This is a genomic window from Collinsella aerofaciens (genome assembly GCF_040910245.1).
Lineage (GTDB): Bacteria > Actinomycetota > Coriobacteriia > Coriobacteriales > Coriobacteriaceae > Collinsella.
The window spans coordinates 17196-39246 of the sequence record NZ_JBDGAY010000011.1; the positions used below are offsets into that span (position 1 = coordinate 17196).

15 protein-coding genes are annotated in these 22051 nt (G+C 58.0%); 4 read left to right on the forward strand and 11 right to left on the reverse strand.

All coding sequences use genetic code 11. The features are described 5' to 3' along the window. Positions 1-58: 58 nt before the first annotated feature. The 9 genes from AB5Z20_RS05455 to pflB all read right to left on the reverse strand — a co-directional run bounded on the left by AB5Z20_RS05455 (position 59) and on the right by pflB (position 11916). Positions 59-970, reverse strand: a complete 912-nt coding sequence (locus AB5Z20_RS05455; protein WP_368156602.1) for a serine hydrolase — start codon at positions 968-970, stop codon at positions 59-61. 501 nt (positions 971-1471) lie between these two features. Then, on the reverse strand, positions 1472-2290 hold the full coding sequence (gene pflA / locus AB5Z20_RS05460; protein ID WP_117821045.1) for a pyruvate formate-lyase-activating protein: 819 nt from the start codon (positions 2288-2290) through the stop codon (positions 1472-1474). A gap of 186 nt (positions 2291-2476) precedes the next feature. Beyond that, positions 2477-3331, reverse strand: a complete 855-nt coding sequence (locus AB5Z20_RS05465) for a DegV family protein (RefSeq protein WP_368156604.1) — start codon at positions 3329-3331, stop codon at positions 2477-2479. Between the two features lie 277 nt (positions 3332-3608). After that, positions 3609-5051: a glycoside hydrolase family 32 protein gene (locus AB5Z20_RS05470; RefSeq protein WP_158567281.1), complete on the reverse strand. Its 1443-nt coding sequence runs from the start codon at positions 5049-5051 to the stop codon at positions 3609-3611. A gap of 101 nt (positions 5052-5152) precedes the next feature. Beyond that, on the reverse strand, positions 5153-6604 hold the full coding sequence (locus tag AB5Z20_RS05475; RefSeq protein WP_118081156.1) for a PTS transporter subunit EIIC: 1452 nt from the start codon (positions 6602-6604) through the stop codon (positions 5153-5155). Between the two features lie 24 nt (positions 6605-6628). Continuing rightward, the gene (locus AB5Z20_RS05480; protein ID WP_368156606.1) at positions 6629-8032 is read right to left on the reverse strand and encodes a family 43 glycosylhydrolase; all 1404 of its coding nucleotides are present in this window, start codon (positions 8030-8032) and stop codon (positions 6629-6631) included. 183 nt (positions 8033-8215) lie between these two features. Beyond that, positions 8216-9226 (reverse strand): LacI family DNA-binding transcriptional regulator, encoded by a 1011-nt coding sequence (locus tag AB5Z20_RS05485; protein WP_022094949.1) that lies wholly within the window; start codon positions 9224-9226, stop codon positions 8216-8218. 301 nt (positions 9227-9527) lie between these two features. After that, a complete protein-coding gene (gene grcA3 / locus AB5Z20_RS05490) occupies positions 9528-9779 on the reverse strand; it encodes an autonomous glycyl radical cofactor GrcA3 (protein ID WP_117583521.1) in 252 nt (83 codons plus the stop codon). An 85-nt stretch (positions 9780-9864) separates the two neighbouring features. Continuing rightward, positions 9865-11916: a formate C-acetyltransferase gene (pflB, locus tag AB5Z20_RS05495; RefSeq protein WP_346982191.1), complete on the reverse strand. Its 2052-nt coding sequence runs from the start codon at positions 11914-11916 to the stop codon at positions 9865-9867. A 549-nt stretch (positions 11917-12465) separates the two neighbouring features. On the opposite strand from pflB, the gene AB5Z20_RS05500 reads away from it, so the two are divergent. The 4 genes from AB5Z20_RS05500 (at position 12466) to AB5Z20_RS05515 (ending at position 18747) form a co-directional block, all read left to right on the forward strand. Further along, complete coding sequence (locus tag AB5Z20_RS05500) at positions 12466-12915, forward strand: MarR family winged helix-turn-helix transcriptional regulator (RefSeq protein ID WP_343007717.1); 450 nt, start codon at positions 12466-12468, stop codon at positions 12913-12915. Further along, entirely contained in the window at positions 12912-15281 is a 2370-nt protein-coding gene (locus tag AB5Z20_RS05505; RefSeq protein ID WP_368156609.1) for an ABC transporter ATP-binding protein, read from the forward strand. The genes AB5Z20_RS05500 and AB5Z20_RS05505 overlap by 4 nt, the downstream gene beginning before the upstream one ends. Beyond that, positions 15281-17137: an ABC transporter ATP-binding protein gene (locus AB5Z20_RS05510; protein ID WP_368156611.1), complete on the forward strand. Its 1857-nt coding sequence runs from the start codon at positions 15281-15283 to the stop codon at positions 17135-17137. The genes AB5Z20_RS05505 and AB5Z20_RS05510 overlap by 1 nt, the downstream gene beginning before the upstream one ends. 578 nt (positions 17138-17715) lie before the next feature. After that, a complete protein-coding gene (locus tag AB5Z20_RS05515; RefSeq protein ID WP_006234851.1) occupies positions 17716-18747 on the forward strand; it encodes a 3-deoxy-7-phosphoheptulonate synthase in 1032 nt (343 codons plus the stop codon). 251 nt (positions 18748-18998) lie between these two features. Here the strand turns inward: AB5Z20_RS05515 and AB5Z20_RS05520 are convergent, their stop codons facing one another. Next, positions 18999-21236 (reverse strand): ABC transporter permease, encoded by a 2238-nt coding sequence (locus AB5Z20_RS05520; protein ID WP_368156613.1) that lies wholly within the window; start codon positions 21234-21236, stop codon positions 18999-19001. Next, the gene (locus AB5Z20_RS05525; protein WP_368156615.1) at positions 21226-22011 is read right to left on the reverse strand and encodes an ABC transporter ATP-binding protein; all 786 of its coding nucleotides are present in this window, start codon (positions 22009-22011) and stop codon (positions 21226-21228) included. Before AB5Z20_RS05525 ends, AB5Z20_RS05520 begins: the two co-directional genes overlap by 11 nt. Between the last annotated feature and the right edge of the window lie 40 nt (positions 22012-22051).

Here is a 22051-nt window from a genome sequence, read left to right on the forward strand (position 1 = left end):
GAAATTCTCAACCACGGTATGGTACCAGCATTTTGTTTGACCTCGTCAAACGAACACGTTAGGCCAGCGCAGCTCGGGTATCAAAGAATGTCTTAGCAATCGCAGCCACCAGCTCGCTCGAGCGATCGCTCCATGGCATCGATGTCATGATACTCATAATGTAGGTGTCGCCATCGACATCGATGAGGCACGCATCGCATGTCGAATAGCAACCATCCTCGCTAATCCAGCCTGCCTTGTTGCGTACCAAGGCTTGGTCGTCCGCAATGCCATTACGAATAAACGATCGAGTCGTAGAGGCCAGAAGATCCGATAGCCATTGCGACGTCTCGGTATCACGGCTCAAATACTCGCTCATCTCGCGCCACAATTTGGCCGAGGTGCGCGGGCAATAGGTGGGAAAATCACTCATCGGATCGAGTGCGGTATCGTAATCGATGCCAAGACTGGCAATCCAATCCTCGTAACCGACACTGTCAAACGCCGCGCGTAACGCAATAAACGAATCGTTGTCCGAATTAACGACCGCGGCATCGATCAGGTCGCGCACCGTCTGCCAACCCATGTTGTAGCCACCATAGGTGCCAAGGGAATCATCGAGTGAAACCTGACCCGTCTCGACCAGAGATTCGCAGATGTACAACGCATAGAGCGCCTTGTAGCTACTCGCGCCGTAAACCTCGACATCGGGGTTATACGTCACGCCCTTGCCGCTTGACAGGTCGTAGAACACCACGCCCACATCGCCTAGCTCCTGCGCCCGACTCAGGGCATCCTGGAGCAAGGCAAGGCTCTCATCCTCCAAGGTAGGAGTCTTGTTATCCACCAACGAGAAGGCCTGAACGGTATCACCCGAAGGGATATCGTTGAAGTCCGCCTTCGAAAGTCTCGTCTTGAGATCTGCCGACGCTTTGGACTTTGAAACCTTCTCGTTTTGCGTCTGTACCGTTGACGCATCTGAGTGTGCCATTCGCTCCGACGCGTAGGTTTTGGCGGTAATTCCGAGGATAATAATCGCCAACGTTAGCATCCCAATGGCGGCAATCTTCGTCACGCGGACGCGAGCGTCGGCAAGGCCACGCGAAAATCGCCCTTCGTCTCATATCTGCTGCTATGCTGCGGCATATACTCGTCCCGCGATGCGTTATTTCGCACGTGGTCTCCTGACTGCTACCGTTCATATACGAGCAGCATAATACCGAGCAGGCATTTCTTTCCAAAGATATTCAGCGGCGTTTAAGGCGTCTTTAAAGAAACCACAAGCGTATTTATCCAAATGGCGCGATTCTGTTGCGCATCTCCGCCCAAAACGCAGTTGCGGTGGAATAGTTCCTATTTGGGCGGCATAAGCCGAAAAACAAGAACTATTCCACCGCAACTTGACGGAGCTCTTTGGCAATCAACTTGGTGCCCAGGGGCACTCATTTAAGTCTGTCCCCAATGAGTGCCTTTGGGGAGCGAAAATGGCTCGCTAGCCGATAGCGTTTTTGAGTTCCGCGCGACGCTTTTTCATGCCCGTCATGACGGCGTTGCGCAGCTCGGGCATGCGCGCGGTATCCATCTGTGGAACGCCCTCGAGCTTATAGGGAATGCCCAATTGCTCGTACTTGACGACACCCATCGTGTGATACGGCAGCATTTCCAGGCCCACCACGTTGTGCCATGGAGCGATGAGGCGGCCGAGCGCCTCGCACTCCTCAACCGTATCGGTAATGCCGGGCACCACCACGTGGCGGATAACGACCTTAATCTTGCGACGGGCAAGCTCATCACCAAACGCCAGAATGCGTGCGGGATCGCAACCGGTCAGCTTTTTATGCTCAACGGGATCGGCATGCTTGATGTCGAGCAGCACCATGTCGGTCTCGTTGAGAACAGTATCGAACTTCTCGGGATGGTTGGGGTCAAACGCATAGCCGCAGCTGTCGAGGCAGGTATGCACGCGGCCATCGGGGTTGTTGTGCATTGCACGGAACAGGTCGGCTAAAAACGCGGGCTGCAAGAGCGGCTCGCCGCCGGACACCGTAATACCGCCGCTGCGGTAAAACTCATGGTTGCTCTGGAACTCGTCCATCAGGTGCTCGACGGTCACCATGGTGCCGCCGCTAACCGACCAGGTATCGGGGTTGTGGCAATACGCACAGCGCATGGGGCAGCCCTGAACAAACACCACAAAGCGGATGCCGGGTCCATCGACCGTTCCCATCGTCTCAATCGAATGTACGCGGCCCAGGGCAAACGCAGAGTCCTCGGGACGAGCGTCCACACCCTCGAGCGTCATCTCAGCCATTCCCGCTACCTTGCCTCTCATTGGTTTTAGCTACATAAATGCCAGAATCATTCTAGCCCATACGCATGATGGCGAAACGGTTTAGCGGTCAATTGGGTTGTCCTATTTGGCCCTACGCAAGAGCGGCGGGAAGGTTATCGCAACCCGCCCGCCGCTGAGGCAATAGAAATCGATAGACGCCAGACCTTACGCCTTAAGCGTGAGCACCGCACCGAAGGCGGTCGGGCCGCAATGGCTCGAGATGACACCGCCGACCTGAGTCCAGGTAACGTCCTTAAAGCCCAGGTCGTGCGCATAGACTTCCATGTCGTCGCGCAGCTCCTGGGAAAGGCCTACCGAATACGCCAGGCCAATATGCGAGTAGTCAATCTCGCCCTTCGCAACCATGTGGTCAATAAAGGCGCGGGCGCACTTGAGCATAGAGCCGCGGAACTTCTTGGTTGCCACGAACTTGCCGCCCGTTACCTCAATGCAGGGCTTAATCTTGAGCAGATGGGCACCGAGGAATGCCACGTTGGATAGACGACCGCCCGCCTTAAGGAAGGCTAGGTCGGTAGGAACAAAGCCCAGCAGCACACGGTCCATGACGGAATTCGTAAATGCAAAGATTTCGTCGACGGTGGCATCGGGGTGAGCCTCGATGTATTTGGCGGTCTCGACGGCAACAAGCGACTGGCCCACCGAGACAAAACGCGTGTCCATGGAGTAGACGTAGTCGCGACCCTTGGCGGCAATCTTAGAAGACTGGTGTGAGCAGGTCGTGGCCTCGGAATACGCAAGGTGCAGAATAGTCGCATCGGGCTGCTCGGCATGGATGCGATCGTACACGTGCGCAAAATCTGCCGGCGCGCAGCCGCTGGTCTTGGGCATCACGCCAAACTCGTTGCAGCGCGAATAAATCTCGAGCGGATCGATCGAGCCGTCCTCGACGGTCTCGTCACCAATCGTGACATGCATAGGTACGCGCACGATACCGTAGCGTTCGCAGAGCTCCGACGTCACATCCGAACCAGACTCAACCACGATTACGTACTTTCCCATTATCATCACGACCCATCTCAACATTGGCTTTTCAACACATGGCACGCGCCGCCGCACTGTTGCACAACGGCGGCAGAGCGCCAAAGAGACGCCGCCCCTTGCACACAACAAAGGACAGCGTCTCCCTGGAAAAACTCCGTGCTAATCTGAGATTCTACACGGTTTATTACTAAGTGTTACTTACTCCGCAAACGGTCGCTATACGCGATAAACGGTAGTTCGCTGCGGCAACTGCGACACATTCCGCCCAGCAAGTCCAATCGTGCTCCACACACGGTTAATGCGCGAGGCGGTAGAAATTCATCGATGCCGCGCCCTCGGCGTGCAGCTCCATCGCCGGAACCGCCGGCGAATAGGTACGGCTCGTAAGTGCCGCCTCGCCGCCATTTGCAAAAATCTCGACCATCGTAGTGTCCGAAAGCACGCGCAGGTCGCGAAGCTCGCTGAGCTCAATCGACCTCTGGTCGCGCCCATAGCCTTCGTCACCCATGTCGAGGGTAAGCATCCCGTCTGCATAGCGCACAAAGACACCCTTGCGGATTTCGAGCTCGACCATCTTGGCGCCCTCGCAGGAAACCACAAGATCAAACAGGCGGCCCGGCTCCTCAACGGTTTCACCGCCTATCGCGCGAACGCAGTCACCGCGCATCCTCTCAATCTCGTGCGCCGGCCGCTGGCAGAGCTTACCATCGCGTATGCTCAGCTCTCGCGGCACCGTCAACGCGCACTGCCACCCGCGCGCCACCGTCGGGTTTTCTGCCGTCGCGTCGGGGCAACCCGACCATCCGATCATCAAACGCCGGCCTGCAGTATCCTCAAAGGACTGCGGAGCATAGAAATCAAAACCGGCATCGACCATCGGGGGCATGCCCTGCCCGACGATTTTAAAGCTCGGCGCCTCCCAATCGGCCTCGATGGAGAACCACACGCACTGATGCGGATTGCGGTAATGCCAACCATCGGCAGGCACACCCTGCGGACAGCAAACGAGAATAAGCTCGCCATCGAGCTCAAACAGATCGGGGCACTCCCACATAAAGCCAAACTTCTCGTCCAACTCAATGCGCGTCGCATAGCTCCAGTCCTCAAGATTGCGCGAGGTATAGACAAGCACGCACCCGCGATCGTCTTTCGTACGAGCGCCCAGAACCATGTAGTAGATACCGTCGTGTTCAAGGATCTTGGGGTCGCGCACGTGCGTACCGATATCGTCGGGGTAATCGACCGGCCCAACAGCTATGCGCTTCTCGCCCAATTCGTCGGGATTCTCGGCAACCATATGAATCTGGTTTTGCTCACGGCCCGTCAACACGTAGTCGTAATCATCGCGGTCAAAATGCTTAACGTTGCCGGTATAGAAGTAGTGAATCTTGCCATCACGTACAAAGGCAGAACCAGAATACGCTCCACTCGAATCCAAATCGGAATCGGGGAACAACACGGGGCCGCGATTCTCGTACGTCACAAAATCCTTTGTCGTCAGATGGTTCCAAAGCACTGGACCGCCATGCGCAGCATCGAACGGATCGTATTGATGATAGATGTGATACGTATCACCAATCTGAACCAAACCGTTGGGGTCGTTGAGCCAGCCAAGCTCAGGCTCCACATGGAACAAAAGCCTATCGGGGTCGGACGCGATGCGAGCCGCCGTCTCATCCTGTCCAGCTCGCCACTGCTCATAGTCCGCACGCATCACCTTGTTTTTTTGATTAAACATCGCCATTGACCTTCTCGTCTATGGGAAAGGACGCTCGACTCACACGAGCCGAACGCCCTTCCTCAAATGGACTTATCCTCAGATTACGCTGAACGGCTCAACTAGAAGCTGACATCGAAGCCAGCGCCAGCGCCCTCTTCATCAGTGGTCGGCACGCCCTTTGCCTTGTTGTAGGCAAAGATCAAGACGATCGGCACGATAAAGGCGATGAGATTGCCAGCCACATACCACATGAGCGTCTCGGGCGTGACGATGAGCAGGCCAAGCACGCCGGTCAGACCCTGACCGATGGCGCGCACCTCAAAGAGCTTCACGAAGGCACCGCCGCAGCCTGCACCGATGCAAGCGCAGATGAACGGGATGATCGAGTAGCGCATGTTTGCAGCGAAGATAGCGGGCTCGGAGATTCCGACCAGCGTCGGGATAAAGGACGACATGCAGATGTTGCGCTCTTTGGAATGCTTCTTATGAATGAGGTACATGCCGATGGCGCCGCCGCCCTGGGCGATAATGGAAACCGACCAGATGGCCTGGATGTAGTTGAAGCCAGTCGTGGCGACGAGGTTTGCCTCGATACCCTGGATGAACTGATGCGTACCGGTAACGACAAGCGGCTGCAGGAACGCGGCGAAGACAAAGGCACCAAAGACGCCCATCCTGTTGTACAGGATATCGATTACGCCGCCGAGGACGTCGCCGATCAGGTTGCCGAGCGGGCCGAACACGGTGAACAGGGCGACGTTAGCAAGAATCAGGGTAACGGTCGGGACAAAGACGAACGAAACGACCTCGGGGATGTACTTCTGGGCAATCTTTTCGACCTTGGCCATAAACCAGGCAGTCAGGATTGCAGGGAACACGCCGCCCTGGAAAGCAACCATGGGAATGGATAGCGGACCAAAGTTCCAGTACTCAGCACCCGTCGGGTCCATAACGAACGTGTTGCGGTTCATAAGGCTCGGGTGAACCATGACGATACCGACGAGGATGCCCAGGATCGGGTTACCGCCAAAACGCTTGACCGCGCTGTACATAACCAGGACAGGCAGGTAGTCGAACGTGGTGGCGATAATGGCAAAGAAGCTTGCGAGGTTCTTGAGGAACTCGCTGTGATCGGCGAGGCTGCCTTCCATGCCAAAGAGGCCGTTGGCAACGATCAGCGACTTAAGGCCGATGATGATTGCAGCGCCGACGAAGGCAGGAATGATGGGGATAAAGATATCCGAGAATACCTTGAGGACCGAGAAGAACTTGCCCTTCTTGTCCGCCTCGGCGCCCTTGACCTCGGAAGCACTGATCTCCTTAACGCCCGTCAGAGCCATAAACTCATCGTAAACCTTGTTGACGGTACCGGTACCGAAGATGATCATGAGCTGGCCGCTGTTGTACAGCACGCCCTTGACGCCATCGATGTTCTCGAGCTCGGCCTTGTTGTATTTGCTCGTATCCTTGAGCACCAGACGCAGACGGGTCACGCAATGCGTGGCGCCCTCGATGTTCTCCAGTCCGCCGACGTTGTCGACGACTTGCTGGGACACTGCCTTGTAGTCCATGATTCTCTCCATTCCTTTTCTAAATCATAAAACGGTTCGTTGCCGCCACAGAGACGCGATCGTTGCGTTTGCGCACTTGAGCGCACCGTCGGTGACGGTAAGCGCCACACCCTGGCCCTGCTTGTTGCAGAAGCGAGCGTTGAGCGCAACATCATCGACAAAGATGGTCGCGATGTCGTCGTCGACGACCAGACGCACATGGTGAGTGCCCTCGCCCTTAAAGAACAACGGACGCTCGAGGCCCATGTTGTTGACCTGGAACCACGGATACTGGGGGGCCGCCGTAAACTCGAGTTTGCCCTCACGCAGGTTGGCGCGGAACTCATAGGCAAGACCGGACTCGGCGTCCTCGGCAAGCTTCACCGAGAAGCCGGCAGCGTCACCGGCGAGCTCGATGTCGGCGTCGAGCATATAGGTAGAACCGGCATCCGCGGCGAGCACCTGCTCGACCTTGCCCGACTCGCACGAAAGCTCAAAGGCCTCGACTGCCTTAGCCTCGCCAAAGGCGCCAAGCATGCTGTCGGGAAGCTTGGTGCCGAGCGTTCCGTCGGCACGCTGAACGATCTCGAGGGGCATAAAGGTGCCACCCCATAGGTAAGAGCTGGGGTCGCCGCCCTCGTCACGCGTAGGAACCCAACCAAAGAGAACGCGACGCTCGCCATCGAATGCGGTGCGAGCGGCGTAGTACGCGCGGCCGTCGAAGGAGTCGTCAGCGGGGGTAATCCAAGGACCGTTGATGGACTTGGACATGCGGTAACGGGTCTTGTTGCCGTCGCTGTACTCGGAAAAGACGAGGTACCACCAGTCGCCCATCTTAAAGAGATCAGGCATCTCAAACATGGTGTACAGGCCCGGGTTCCACCAGTCGCCCTGGAACTCCCAGTTGGTCAGATCCTTGGAGGTGAACTTGACCAGGCGGCCGGTCATCAGACGCTTGTCCTCGCCCACACGCGTGCCGAGGATGAGCATGTACTCTTCGTTCTCCTCATCCCAAAGCACAAAGGGATCGCGCCAGTTGCGGTCATCGTAACCCTCCTGGGGCGGAAGCAGCGTCTCGGCGATGTTCTTCTCCCACTTGACGGCGTCGTCGCTCGTTGCGTGAAGAAGAACCTGCTTCATCAAACGTGCGCGGACCTTATCGCGATTGCAACCAGTGTAGAGCGCATGGTACTTGTCGCCCACCTTAAACACCGTGCCGGCATAAATGTACTGGTCGACTTCCTCGTCGCCGCCACGCTCAAGGCTCTCGCCAAAGTCCTTGTAGTTGACGAAATCCTTGGTCGTAGCGAGTGCCCAGCCAAACGGCTCTCCGAAAGGTTCGGGGTTACGCGTGTCACGCTGATGATAGAGATAGAACGTGCCGTCCTCGCCGTACGGCATGATGTCGCCTACCCAAATTCCCTCAGGCTGGTAATACACCTTGTGCATCCGAGACTTCCTTTCCACGACATACTAACTCGGTACAATGGCAAGATATGTCAATCGTTTTCATATGTCAAACGTTTTCACACCAATACGTCTTTTCGCAGTTCCAGTCGTCGGCAAACGGTTGACATATGCCGGTGAACGGTCATCAGAGGCGTTTGAGGAATTCTTTTGGCACGGGATGAACTACGCGGTTTTGCCCTCAATGAGTTCAACGGGGAGCTTGATATTCGATTCGGGATTATCGCCGTTAATAAGAGCGATGATGGATTGCGCCGCGAGCTCTCCGATGCGATCGATATCTTGACGTACGGTTGTTAAGTCAGGCATAAACGTCATAGTTCGGCGGGCACCATCCGCGCCCACGACCTTAATATCGTCTGGAGCGCTCAAGCCGCGCTGCTTCATCACGTTGAGACAGATGGCCGCCATCGTATCGTCTCCCGCAAAGATGCCGTCAATATCGGGGTTCTCATCGAGGATCTTCGCAACGACCGCGCCCTTTTCGTCGTCGGGCTTAACGAACTCAACCTCACGGACAAGCGCGGACAAACCGGCCTGCTCAACAACATCGAGGTAGGCATCGGTACGCTTATTGGCAGGCATGCGCATGCGGCTATTGCTGCGCAGGCACAGGATACGCCTGCAGCCGTCATCAATCAGACGGCGCGTGGCGAGCTCGCCGATGCCATAGCTGTCACTTGCAATCTGGACAGAGCCCTCGCCGAGATCGCAGTCGATGCCAACCAGGCTCAAGCCCATCTCGGCATATGCCTCGGCACCGATATTGAGGGAGTTGACGATGACACCGTCGACCATATTGCGGCGGAGCATGTCAATATAGGAACGCTCAAGATCGGGTCGATTGGCGCTGTTGCACAGCAACATCTTAAAGCCGTTTTCCGCTAACGTGCGCTCGACCGCCTGCACAACCTGAGCATGGAACGGGCTGCTCACAAAGGGAACGATCATACCGATAAGATTCAGGCGACCGTTGAGCATGGCACGGGCGATATCGTTGGGCGTATAGTTGATGCGCTCCATCGCGGCATGGACCTTATCGCGGGTCTCTTGGCTAATATAGCCGCGATTATTAAGCACGCGAGATACCGTAGTAGGCGAAACCCCCGCCACCGCTGCAACTTCCTTGATGCCAGGCTTAGCAGAATCCTTAGAACGAGCGCCCTCGCGAGCCATAGCACCCTCCCCCATCAACATGTCAAACGTTTACATACGAACAAAGCATACCCCAACAACAGCGGGAAGACGGTAACAGCACAAGTAAGTAAACGACTCATCCAAATAATTAGGAGAGTTCCGCCTAAAGGGTGACTACACAGGACCCCCGCCGGGCCGCTTTGGGTTACTTTCCAAAACATTTCCGCAGGATGCAAAGGGCTCCGCCGCGCGAAGCGCGCAGCGGAGCCCTTTGCATGTCCGAGGACGTTTTGGAAAGTAACCCAAAGCGGCCCGGCGATCCTGCGGGAGTTAAACCCCTTTAGAACTTGTCGTGGAAGGTACGCGAAATGACCTCGTCCTGCTGCTCCTTGGTGAGCGTGTGGAAGTTCACGGCATAGCCGGAAACGCGGATGGTCAGCTGCGGGTACTTCTCGGGGTGAGCCTGAGCGTCAAGCAGCGTCTCACGGTTGAAGACGTTGATGTTCAGGTGGTGGCCACCCTTCTCGGCGTAAGCGTCGAGCATGTGGACCAGGTTATCGGCCTGAGTCTCGGAAACTTCAGAAACCTTCATAATGTGTCTCCTTCGATCGATAGGCGCCGGCCGAAACCGGCGCGCTAATCAGTAATCGTTATTGTTAGTATAGCACTAACAATAGTTACTCGCCCAGCTGATCAAGGTCGATATCGCCAAAGAACACCTGGTCCTCCTTGCCGAGCGCACCCGGGATGATGGAGAAGGTGTTGGAGATGCCGTCCTGAGCATCGCGGAACGGGAGCTTGGAAACCGAAGACAGCGAAGCGATGGCGCCGTGGCTATCGCGCTTGTGCATGGGGTTAGCACCCGGGGCGAACGGCTGGCCAGCCTTGCGGCCGTCGGGCGTGGAGCCGGTCTTCTTACCGTACACGACGTTGGAGGTAATGGTCAGAACCGAGGTCGTGGGCACGGAATTGCGGTAGGTGTCGTTCATGCGGATGTACTCCATGAACTGGTGCACAACGTCGTGAGCGATCTGGTCGACGCGGTCGTCGTCATTACCGTACTTGGGGAACTCGCCCTCGGTCTCGAAGTCGACGATGATGCCGTTCTCATCACGGACGGGGTGGACCTTAGCGTACTTGATGGCGGACAGGGAGTCAGCCACGACGGAAAGGCCAGCGATGCCCGTAGCGAACCAGCGGTGCACGTGCTTGTCGTGCAGAGCCATCTGGATGCGCTCGTAGCAATACTTGTCGTGCATGTAGTGAATGATGTTCAGCGAGTTGACGTACACGCCAGCGAGCCACTTCATCATGTCGTTGTACTTGGCCACAACGTCGTCGTAATCGAGCGTATCGCCCTCGACGGCGCGATACTTGGGGCCGACCTGCTTCTTGGAGACCTCGTCAACACCGCCGTTGAGTGCGTACAGCAGGCACTTGGCCAGGTTGGCGCGGGCGCCGAAGAACTGCATCTCCTTGCCAATGCGCATGGAGGACACGCAGCAGGCAATGCCATAGTCGTCGCCGTGGTAAACGCGCATGAGGTCGTCGTTCTCGTACTGGATCGAGGAGCTGGCGACAGAAGTCTTGGCGCAGAACTTCTTGAAGTTCTCGGGCAGACGGGTCGACCACAGAACGGTCATGTTGGGCTCGGGGCTGGTGCCCATGTTCTCGAGCGTGTGCAGGTAGCGGTAGCTCATCTTGGTAACGAGCGTACGGCCGTCAACACCCATGCCGCCGATGGACTCGGTGACCCACTGCGGGTCGCCGGTGAACAGGGCCTGGTACTCGGGGGTACGGGCAAACTTGACCATGCGGAGCTTCATGATGAAGTGATCCACGAACTCCTGGATCTGCTCCTCGGTGAAGGTACCGTTGGCAAGGTCGCGCTCAGCATAGATGTCGATGAACGTAGAGGTACGGCCGATGGACATAGCGGCGCCGTTCTGCTCCTTGACGGCAGCAAGGTAGGCGAAGTACATCCACTGGATGGCCTCCTGCGTGTTGGTAGCAGGGTTGGAAATATCGAAACCATAGGTCTCGGCCATCATCTTGAGCTCGCCGAGGGCGCGGATCTGCTCCTGCAGCTCCTCGCGATCGCGGATGTTGTCGGCGGTCATGACCGTCGGAGTGGAAGCCTTCTGGGCCTCCTTGTCCTTGATCAGGTAGTCGACGCCGTACAGGGCAACACGACGGTAGTCGCCGATGATGCGGCCGCGGCCATAGCCATCGGGCAGACCGGTGATGATGTGAGCCGAGCGGCAAGCACGCATCTCGGGGGTGTAAACATCGAAGACGCCAGCGTTGTGGGTCTTGCGCTCGAAGGTGTAGCGCTCGACAACGTTCTCGTCGACCTTGTAGCCGTGCTGGCTGGCAGCCTGGCAAGCGATGCGGATACCACCGTTGACGTGCAGCGCGCGCTTGAGCGGCTTGTCGGTCTGGAGGCCAACAATGGTCTCCTTGTCGCGATGGGCATTATCGATGTAGCCAGCGGGGTGGCTCACGATACCCGTGACGGTCTTGGTGTCCATATCGAGGACACCACCCTGCTCGCGCTCCTTAAGCAGCAGGTCGAGAACCTCGCCCCACAGCTCCTTGGTACGCTCGGTCGGACCTACGAGGAACGACTCATCGCCCTCGTAGGGGGTGTAGTTCTTCTGGATGAAGTCTCGGACGTCAACCTCTCCCGTCCAGATACCTTCCTTGAAGCCTTCCCATGCCTCCTGCATTGTGTAACCACGCTCCTAGTTACGTGTAATGCGGCGCTCTCTCACACCGCTGCTTATTGAATTCTTGAATGTTCGGCTTGCACTACCGGCTTCTTCCGTTCTTCACCACACGTTGGTGCAGGAAAAACGTTTGTCCACCTTGGAACTACAACCCAAAACCCAAGATTTCACCCGTCTGAGAAGGATAACATAGCCACCCTCTCCATCTGGGCTGTTATATGTTTCTTTTTTTATATCATAAGAGCGTTTTTTACAAACTCGCAGGAAATGCGAGCGCAAACAACTACCGTTCACCGATTTGTTTAGTTTTTTTCCTTGCCTTTGTACGACGTTCACTCTAGCTGTTATGCCAGCTTTAGCAGGGTAAAGTACCTCTGAGTAGGCTTTAGGACATGCCTAACGATCTGCCCCTAACTTTGCTGGCACCGACGATGTACGGAGGTCGCCTAAAGGTAGTTTTCTAGGCATGTCCCAAAATCTACCGCATAGGGTGCGCGTGCAAGGGTATCATCTTTCACCGAAAATAGTTTCTAGTGTTAGGGGTTTTCGGTGGAAGATACCGATTTCCGTGAACTTGGGCGTCAGCTCCTTACCGAGTTCGGCAGCATGCATCAGCGCATTTCGCGTTTTGCGGACAAAGCCCTCGGCGGCGAGATGGCCGTCATGCGCGCCCTCATACTCGCCGGCGGTTCGCTCACGCCGAGCGAACTCGCTGATCGCGCCTGGGTCTCGAGCGCCCGCATCGCCAATATCTTACGCGCCCTCGAGGCCAAGGGCTGGGTCGAGCGCGAGCACTCAAAGACTGACCGTCGTCGCGTACACGTCATAGTGACCGACAAGGGATTCCAGGATCTCGAAATCAAACGCCGGGAATTCGAGGACCGCACTGCGGCTTTCCTCGAGCAGCTCGGCGAAACAGATACCCAAGAGATGGTGCGCCTTCTTAGACGTGCCAACGAAATTATCGACCGCAATCAAGAAAGGAGAGATGCCGAGTGAGGATTCTCAAGCTCTTTAAAAAGCATGTCCTGGCACTGTTCGCAGCTATCGTGCTTATCGTAATCAGCTGCAACGCCGATCTGGCGCTGCCTACCTATATGAGCGACATCGTCGACGTGGGCGTACAGCAAGGCGGTATCGCCTCGCCCGTACCCGACACCATCCGCGCCGAATCGCTCGACGACCTCGAACTCTTTATGAGCGCCAAGGACGCCAAGGCTGTGGAGGCCGTGTTTAGTAAGGCGGACAATAACGGCATTCGAACGTACAAGGGCACCGAGGAGGAGCGCGCCGACGGCGGCAAGATTGCCGACATCATGAGCCTGCCCGAGACCGTCGTCCTTTCGTTCAACCAGGGCATCGACGCCGACTCCATGGGCGACATGACCGGCGCATCCACCGAGGCAAGCGATGGCGGCGCCGCTCAGGCCATGCCCACCCCCGAGCAGATGGCGGCGATGACGCCCGAGCAGCTCGCCGAGATGCAGCAGAAGGCCGCAGCCGCGCAGAGCATGCAAAAGCAGATCGACGCCGACGGCGGCAAGATCACCATGAAGAGCCTGCGCCTAGGCGTTGAAGGCGGTCTTATCGATCAGGGCAAGCTCGTCGAGGGCGCCAACCAAATGGCGGACAAAATGGGCTCCATGTCGGGCTCCATCGTCACCCAGCGCGCCGTGAGCTATGTACAGGACGAGTACAAGGCACAGGGCATCGACCCCGCCGACGTGCAGAACGCCTACCTGAGCCACATGGCGACCACGATGTTTGGGCTGTGCCTGGTGTCGCTCGTCGCCACCATTCTGACCGGTGCCGTGGCGTCGCGCACCGCCTGCTCCATCGCCCGCGACCTGCGCCGCGAGACCTTCAACAAGGTTATGCACTTCTCGCCGGCCGAGGTGGGCAAGTTTAGCCAGGCCTCGCTCATCACCCGCTGCACCAACGATATTCAGCAGATCCAGATGGCCGCAACCCTGTTTATCCGCATGTGCCTGATGGCTCCCGTCATGGGCATCGTCGCCGTCATGCGCGTCCTGGCCAACCACACCGGCCTGGAGTGGACCATCGCCGTGGCCATCATCGCGGTCTCGGCCGTCGTCGGCGTGCTCATGGGCCTCACCATGCCCAAGTTCAAGAAGATGCAGAGCTTCGTGGACCGCGTGAACCTTACCGCCCGCGAGCTACTCGACGGCCTTATGCCCATCCGCTCGTTCAACCGCGAGGAGCATGAGCTCGAGCGTTTTGACAAGGCGTCGCTCGACCTGATGACCACGCAGCTCTACACCAACCGCGCCATGAGCTTTATGATGCCGCTCATGATGCTCGTCATGAACTGCATCACCGTGCTTATCGTCTGGTTTGGCGCGCAGGGCGTGTCCGACGGCGTGATGCAGGTCGGCAACATGATGGCGTTTATCTCCTACACCATGCAGATCGTTATGGCGTTTATGATCCTCACCATGGTTTCGGTCATCCTGCCCCGTGCCGAGGTCGCGGCCGAGCGCGTGGAAGAGGTCATCACCTGCCCCACCAGCATCAACGACCCCGCCTCGCCCAAACTGCCTGCCGCCAGCGCGCCGCGCGGTGAGCTCACTTTCCGCGACGTAAGCTTCCAGTATCCCGATGCCCGCGCCGACGTCATCAGCGGCGTGAACTTCACCACGCATGCCGGTCAGATGCTCGGCATCATTGGCTCCACGGGCTCGGGCAAGTCCACGCTCGTGCAGCTGATTCCGCGCCTGTACGACGTCACGGGCGGCAGCATTTCGCTCGACGGCATCGATGTGCGCGACATGACCCTTTCCGAGCTGCGCCGCCGCATTGGTTACATCCCGCAGCAGGGGCGCCTATTCTCGGGTACCGTCGAGAGCAACCTCAAGTTTGCCGGCGACATGGTAAGCGATGATGACATGCGCCAGGCCGCGCGCATCGCCCAAGCCGAGGACTTTATCGCCGAGCGCGAGGGCGGTTACGACTCCCCCATCAGCCAGGGTGGCTCCAATGTTTCGGGCGGTCAGCGCCAGCGTCTGGCCATCGCCCGCGCCCTGGCCAAGAAGCCCGAGGTCGTGGTGTTCGATGACTCGTTTAGCGCGCTTGACTACAAGACCGACGCGCGCCTGCGCGAGGAGCTCGCCAAAAATGTCACCGACGCCGCGCTCGTGGTCGTGGCCCAGCGCATCGCGACCATCATGCACGCCGACCAAATCATCGTGCTCGACGACGGCCACGTGGTGGGCACCGGTACGCACGAGGAGCTGCTGCGCAGCTGCCCGGCGTACCTGGAAATCGCACAGTCGCAGCTTTCCGCCAAGGAGCTGGGACTTACCCAAGAAGAGATTGCAGCCGTCATGGAAGGAGGCGAGCGCTAATGGCAGACGAGACCAAGACCCAAATTCCCAAGCCCACCCGTCAGCGTGGACCCATGGGCCGCATGGGCGGCATGCGTCGCGGCGAAAAGGCCAAGGACTTTAAGGGCACCATGAGGCAGCTGCTCGGCTATATCGGCCAGCACAAGGTTGCCGTGTTTGTCGCCGTCGCCTTTGCCGTATGCTCGGTCATCTTTAACATTGTGGGACCCAAGGTACTCGGCCAGGTTACGACCAAGCTGTTCGAGGGCCTGGTTGCCAAGGTCAACGGCACCGGCGATGTCGACTTTAACTGGATCGCCAAGACGCTCGGCTTTTTGCTCTGCCTGTATCTGGCGAGCTCTGCCTGCAGCCTGATCCAGGGCTGGCTCATGACCGGTGTCACGCAAAAGATCTGCTACCGCATGCGCAAGGAGATTGCCGCCAAGATTGCCGTCGTGCCGATGAGCTACTTCAACGGCCACAGCAAGGGCGACGTGCTCAGCCGCATCACCAACGACGTCGATACGCTGGGTCAGTCGCTCAACCAGAGCGTGACGCAGCTCATCACGTCGGTGACGCAGATTATCGGCGTGCTCGTCATGATGCTGTCGATCAGCCTGCCGCTCACCGGCGTCACCGTGCTCACGCTGCCGGCAGCCGCAATTATCTTGATGGTGATGATTCACTTCTCGCAGCCGTACTTCCGCGAGCAGCAGCAGGTCCTGGGCGCCGTCAACGGCATTATCGAGGAGGACTTTGCCGGTCAAAACGTCATTCAGGTGTTCGACCGCGCCGAGGCCTCAATCGAGGAGTTCGACCGTCAAAACGACCGCCTGTTTATTAGTGGCTGGCGTTCGCAGTTCCTGTCGGGCCTGATGATGCCGCTTATGAGCTTGGTGGGCAACATGGGCTACGTGGGCGTCGTCGTGGTGGGCGCGCAGCTCGCGCTGACCGGCAATGCCACGCCCGGCGACATTCAAAGCTTTATCCAGTACGTTCGCAACTTTACGCAACCCGTGCAGCAGCTGGGCAACGTGAGCAACACGATGCAGTCGATGGCAGCTGCCACCGAGCGTGTGTTTGAGTTCCTGGCCGCGCCCGAGGAGGAGCAGAAGGCCGACGCGCAGATTCCCGAGAAGCGCCCCGGCCACGTGGAGTTTGACCATGTCAAGTTTGGCTACACGCCCGACAAGACCATCATCCACGACTTTAGCTGCGAGGCGCAGCCCGGCCAGACCATCGCCATCGTCGGCCCCACCGGCGCCGGCAAGACCACGCTCATTAAGCTGCTGCAGCGCTTCTACGATGTGGACGACGGTTCGCTGCGTGTCGAGGGCGTCGACGTGCGCGACTGGGACCGCGCGGCGCTGCGCGGCGAGTTTGCCATGGTGCTGCAGGATACCTGGCTGTTTAACGGCACCATCCGCGAAAACATCCGCTACGGACGCCCCGATGCGAGCGATGCCGAGGTCGAAGCCGCTGCACGTGCCGCACGCTGCGACCACTTTATCCATACGCTCGCCGGCGGCTACGACTTTATGATCAACGAGGAGGGCACTAACCTGTCGCAGGGTCAGCGCCAGCTCGTGACCATCGCCCGTGCCATTTTGGCCGACCGCCCGGCGCTGATTCTGGACGAGGCGACCTCCAACGTCGATACCCGTACCGAGGAGCTTATTCAGCGTGCCATGGATGCGCTGATGCAGGGCCGTACCAGCTTTGTTATCGCGCACCGCCTGTCCACGATCCGCAACGCCGACGTGATCTTGGTAATTCGCGACGGCGACATCGTCGAGAAGGGCACGCACGACGAGTTGCTCGCCCAGGGCGGCTTCTACGCCGACCTGTACAACTCGCAGTTCGACGAAGCGGCGTAAATTCTGCCGCAGGGAACGAATAACGCCCGAGAACGGGGGCGCAGGACAACCTGCGCCCCCGTTTTTGTTCTGCGGCCCTTGAGCCGCCTCCCCTGGGACCTGATTGACAGCCCCTTCGAGGCCCCGTGGGCAAAAAAGGGCAAATATGAGTACTGTTACTTTTTTAGTATCAGCCAAAACAGCCTCAAACGACCTCCTTGCGGCCTCTATACGCCTTCAAATTAATCAAAACGCCCGTTAGCGGGCTTCTGCGTGCCAACGTTAATGAACATATTTTTCACTTTGTCTATTATCTTGCTAGACCGATATGATACTAGGTTAGCAACCGTACTCATATTTGGCATTTTTTGCCCACAGGGTGTTTCCTGGGGAACCGACAACAGCCTTAGGGTCGCGCGCGGTGCCACTCCCTCCCGACATCCGCCGACGTTTACCCAGATAAAACCTGCCAAAATAAACCTGTCCCTTTTTGGCAGGTTTCGGGGTAACAAGGGCTTGCACTTTAGCGTGCGACAGCGGATAATGCCGAACACTCGACAATACGCTTATTGCTCTTTCTTTAGATTGAGGAGGCCCCTATGGCCATGGAATTCAAACGCAGGCTGCCGATCCCCATGGAGATCCGCGAGGAAATGCCGCTTTCTGCCGAGCTTACCGCCAAAAAGCAGGCATTTGACGCCGAGGTCGCCAAAGTCTTTACCGGCGAGGACGCACGCAAGGTGCTCATCATCGGCCCGTGCTCTGCCGACCGCGAGGATTCGGTCCTCGAGTACATGAACCGACTGGCCAAGACCGCCGAGGAGGTCAAGGACAAGCTCATCATCATTCCGCGCGTCTACACCAATAAGCCGCGCACCAAGGGCACCGGCTACAAGGGCCTGCTGCACAACCCCAACCCCGAGGCTCCCGACGACCTGCTCGAGGGCGTCAAGGCCATCCGCCATATGCACCTGCGCGTTATTGAGGAAACGGGCTTCTTCACCGCCGACGAGATGCTCTATCCGTCCAACTACCAATACCTCGTTGATCTGCTGAGCTATGTTGCCGTGGGTGCGCGCTCGGTCGAGAACCAGGAGCATCGCCTGGTGTCGAGCGGCATTTCGGTACCCGTCGGCATGAAGAATCCCACTGCCGGCTCTACCACCGTTATGCTCAACTCCATTTACGCCGCGCAGGCGCACCAGAGCTTCATCTTCCGCAACTGGGAGGTCGAGTGCGACGGCAATCCGCTCGCGCACGCCGTTATGCGTGGCTACATCGGTCTCGACGGTCGCACCTACCCCAACTACCACTACGAGCACCTGGAGCGCCTGGCCGAACGCTACACCGAGCACGCCGGCTATGCCAATCCGGCAGCGGTCATCGACTGCAACCACGACAACTCGGGTAAGCGCCCGCTTGAGCAGTATCGCATTTGCAAGGAGGTGCTCGACAGCTGCCGCCGCAACGAGTCCATCTCCAAGCTGGTCAAGGGCTTTATGATCGAGTCCTACCTGGAGGACGGCAACCAGCCGGTCGACGGCGGCGTCTTTGGCAAGTCGATCACCGATCCGTGCCTGGGCTGGGAAAAGACCGACTACCTCATCCACGAGATCGCGGAGCGGATTTAGAGTTACGGCGTTTTACCAAACGCCGTAACGGCTCGACGCTGCAAGCCCGCCAGAGCGGCAATCTGCCTTTCAGCTTCGGCGGCATGACCAGAAGGTCAATGCCGCCTCGCTTCAAGGCACCTTGCTCGCTCTGGCGGGTTTTCGCTGATGTTTTTCTACCTGCGTCGTTGCCAGAGCTGGCACTTGAAGTTATGCAGAAAAACCACCACAAAGGGGACAGGCACCTTTGTGGTGGTTCTGGGTTGGACAAGTTACTCGCTGTAGCGGGTGGCTATGGCGGCTCGCACCATGCCGGTGCTCATGAGGTAGGTCACCAGGAAGTAGCCGCCGTAGGCCGCCAGGAAGATTGCACAGGTGAGGCCCACGGTGCCGCCGATGCTCATATTTCCGAAAATGCTCACCAGCTCGATGATCACCTTAAGTGCCACAAAGGAGTGCGCCAGGCCCACTGCCAGCGGGAACAGGAAGAATACCGCTTGCTGCGCCATCACCGAATGACGAATCTGGCGGTCCTCACAGCCGATCTGTGCCAGCACACGATAGCTGCGGCTGCCGTCGGCCACGTTGGAGAGTTGCTGGATCGACAGAATCGCCGCGCATGCAACGACCAATACAAAGCCGATGTAGATGGCTAGGTAGCTAATAAGACCGTTCATTTGCGCTGCTTGCGCGTACATCTCGGAGCGTGTGATGAAGGTTCCCCACGACCCCGGCTCCTTGCCGTCAACGAGCAGATTGTCGAGCACAGTGTATTTAATACTCTCGTCTGCCTCGGTCGTATCCATCCCCTGTTTGTAGTTAACGAGCAGGCTACTGGAATACGGCTGCAGATTAAGTTGGGACAACAGCTCGTCGGCAACGACGACGGTACCCGGATTACTGCCCATCGCCGAGTTGGCGATGGCCGCCGCATCTTCGTCCGACTTATCGGTTGCGGGCTTGAGCGTATGCCCGCCCAAGGTAAGGGCATGGCCGCCAGCCATATACTTGGTGTACAGGTCGACCAGCTCGCCGCCCATATCACACGTGAGCAGATACTGGTCGTGACCGATGTGCACCGGCTCCTCGCCCATCATCTGACGCAGTTTGTTGTACTGGCTCGCCGGCGTCACAAACAGACCCATCGTATCGGCATTGCTACCCCCGAACGCCTTGGGAAGCTTTTCGCCCATGATCTTGCACATCTCACTTGGGGTCACCGAAGGATCCGAGCCGCCAAGCGGGTAACTCAGATACGAATCGATCTGCACATGCTCACCGGCAACATCGGCGATATTGACCTTCTTGCCGGTCTCGTCGTTGTTGTCCGCCGACTTGCCCTTAATACCGTCTGCAACGTTATCGTGATCGATACGATCGCCGTGCCATGCGGAGTACAAATCGACCGTACTATCGGCCAGCACCATTCGATCGGCCTCAGACGGATTGAAAGACTCTTTGTAGAAGTCGAGCGTATCGGGCGTGTAATAGACATACGTCTGCGACATGTCGGCCGGATTATAGCGCTCCAGATTCTCGTTCATCACATTGGCAATCGACATACCGCACGTCACCGAGGTGATGGCCAAAAACAGGAGCATCGCGATGACACCCATCGAAAAGCACACCGTGTTGACCTTGGCCGCAAGCTGGCGCACGGTAAACATGTTGAGGCCGCGCCAATACACGCCGCGCAGGCTCTGCAGCAGCTTAATGAGCATGCCCGAGAGTCCCCAGAACAGGGCAAAAGTGCCCACGGTAACCATAGCGGTCGTAATACCAAACTGGTTCATGGCCTCTTGCAGCTTGCTGTCCGTCGCGGTTAGCGGGAACCCATCACGTAGCAGACGGTAATAGGCCACGCCCACAAGCACCACGCCCACGGCAAAAATGGCAATCGCGATCCAGGGGTTGCGTGTCTTGATGCTCTCGTTGCGACGCTCGGCACCCATAAGCTCGATGAGTTTGGTACGACGCACGGCGCGAAGGTTCAGCAGTAGCGTGAGCACAAACATCACGAGCATGCAGGCAAGGGTCAGGCTGAACGCATGCACCGAGAATAAGAAGTGGAAATTGGCGATCTGTGTCTTAAAGAGCGAGGCCGTAAAGAACGTCATGAGCTGGGAGAGTCCCACGCCCAGCACAATGCCGGCGACAAAGGCCACGACCGAGACAATCACCGTCTCGAGCGCCATGATCGTGGCGACGCGCCCGCGCCCCATGCCGAGCACCTGGTACAGGCCAAACTCCTTCTTGCGGCGTTTCATGATGAAGTTATTGGCATACACCATCAAAAAGGCCATGACACCGGCCAAAAAGTACGTCAGGTCGCCGAGCATGCTGCCCATAACCTGTGCCAAGCCCTTTTCATCGATGCCGGCGATGTCGACCTGCATCGAGATGGTGTTAAAGGCATAGAAGACCGTGACGCCCAGGGTGAGCGTCAAAAGGTAGACGAGGTAGTCGCGGCCGGCGCGGCGGACGTTGCCCCAAGCGAGTTTACAGAGCATCGGAGCCCTCACCGCCCATCATGGCAACGACCTCCATAATGCGGTCGAAGAACTCTCGGCGGTCGATGTCGCCGCGGCGCAGCTCGGTGAAGATCTTGCCGTCGCGAATAAACAGCACACGGCTCGTGTAGCTGGCGGCAAAGCTGTCGTGCGTGACCATGAGCACGGTGGCGCGCAGGCGGCGATTGAGGGACTCCAGGCTCTCGAGCAGCAGGCGGGCGCTCTTGGAATCGAGGGCGCCGGTGGGCTCGTCGGCCATGATCATGGTGGGGTCGGTGACGAGCGCGCGAGCCGCGGCAACGCGCTGCTGCTGACCGCCGGACATCTGGTAGGGATACTTGTCGAGCACCTGGCTGATGGACAGGCGCGCTGCCACATCCTGCACGCGGGTCGAGATCTCTGCCGAGTTTGTGCGGGCGATGGTGAGCGGCAGGGCGATGTTCTCGCGTGCCGTGAGCGTATCGAGCAGGTTGGAGTCCTGGAAGATAAAGCCGAGCTCCTCGCGGCGGAACTGCGAAAGCTTGGCCTGCTTCATGCGCGTCACGTCCTGACCGTTAATGCGGATCGTGCCGCTCGTGGCGCTATCGATGGTCGAGACGCAGTTGAGCAACGTCGACTTGCCCGAGCCCGAAGCGCCCATGATGCCCACGAATTCCCCGCGGTTGACGGTAAAGCTGACGTCGTTGAGCGCGCGGGTCACGTTGCCCAGCGCTCCATATACCTTTTCGAGATGTGCGACCTCCAGTACCGGGGTCGCCATGTGCGTGGTTTGCATACCGAGTCCTTTCTTGCGATTAGTCTACGGCATCCATAGT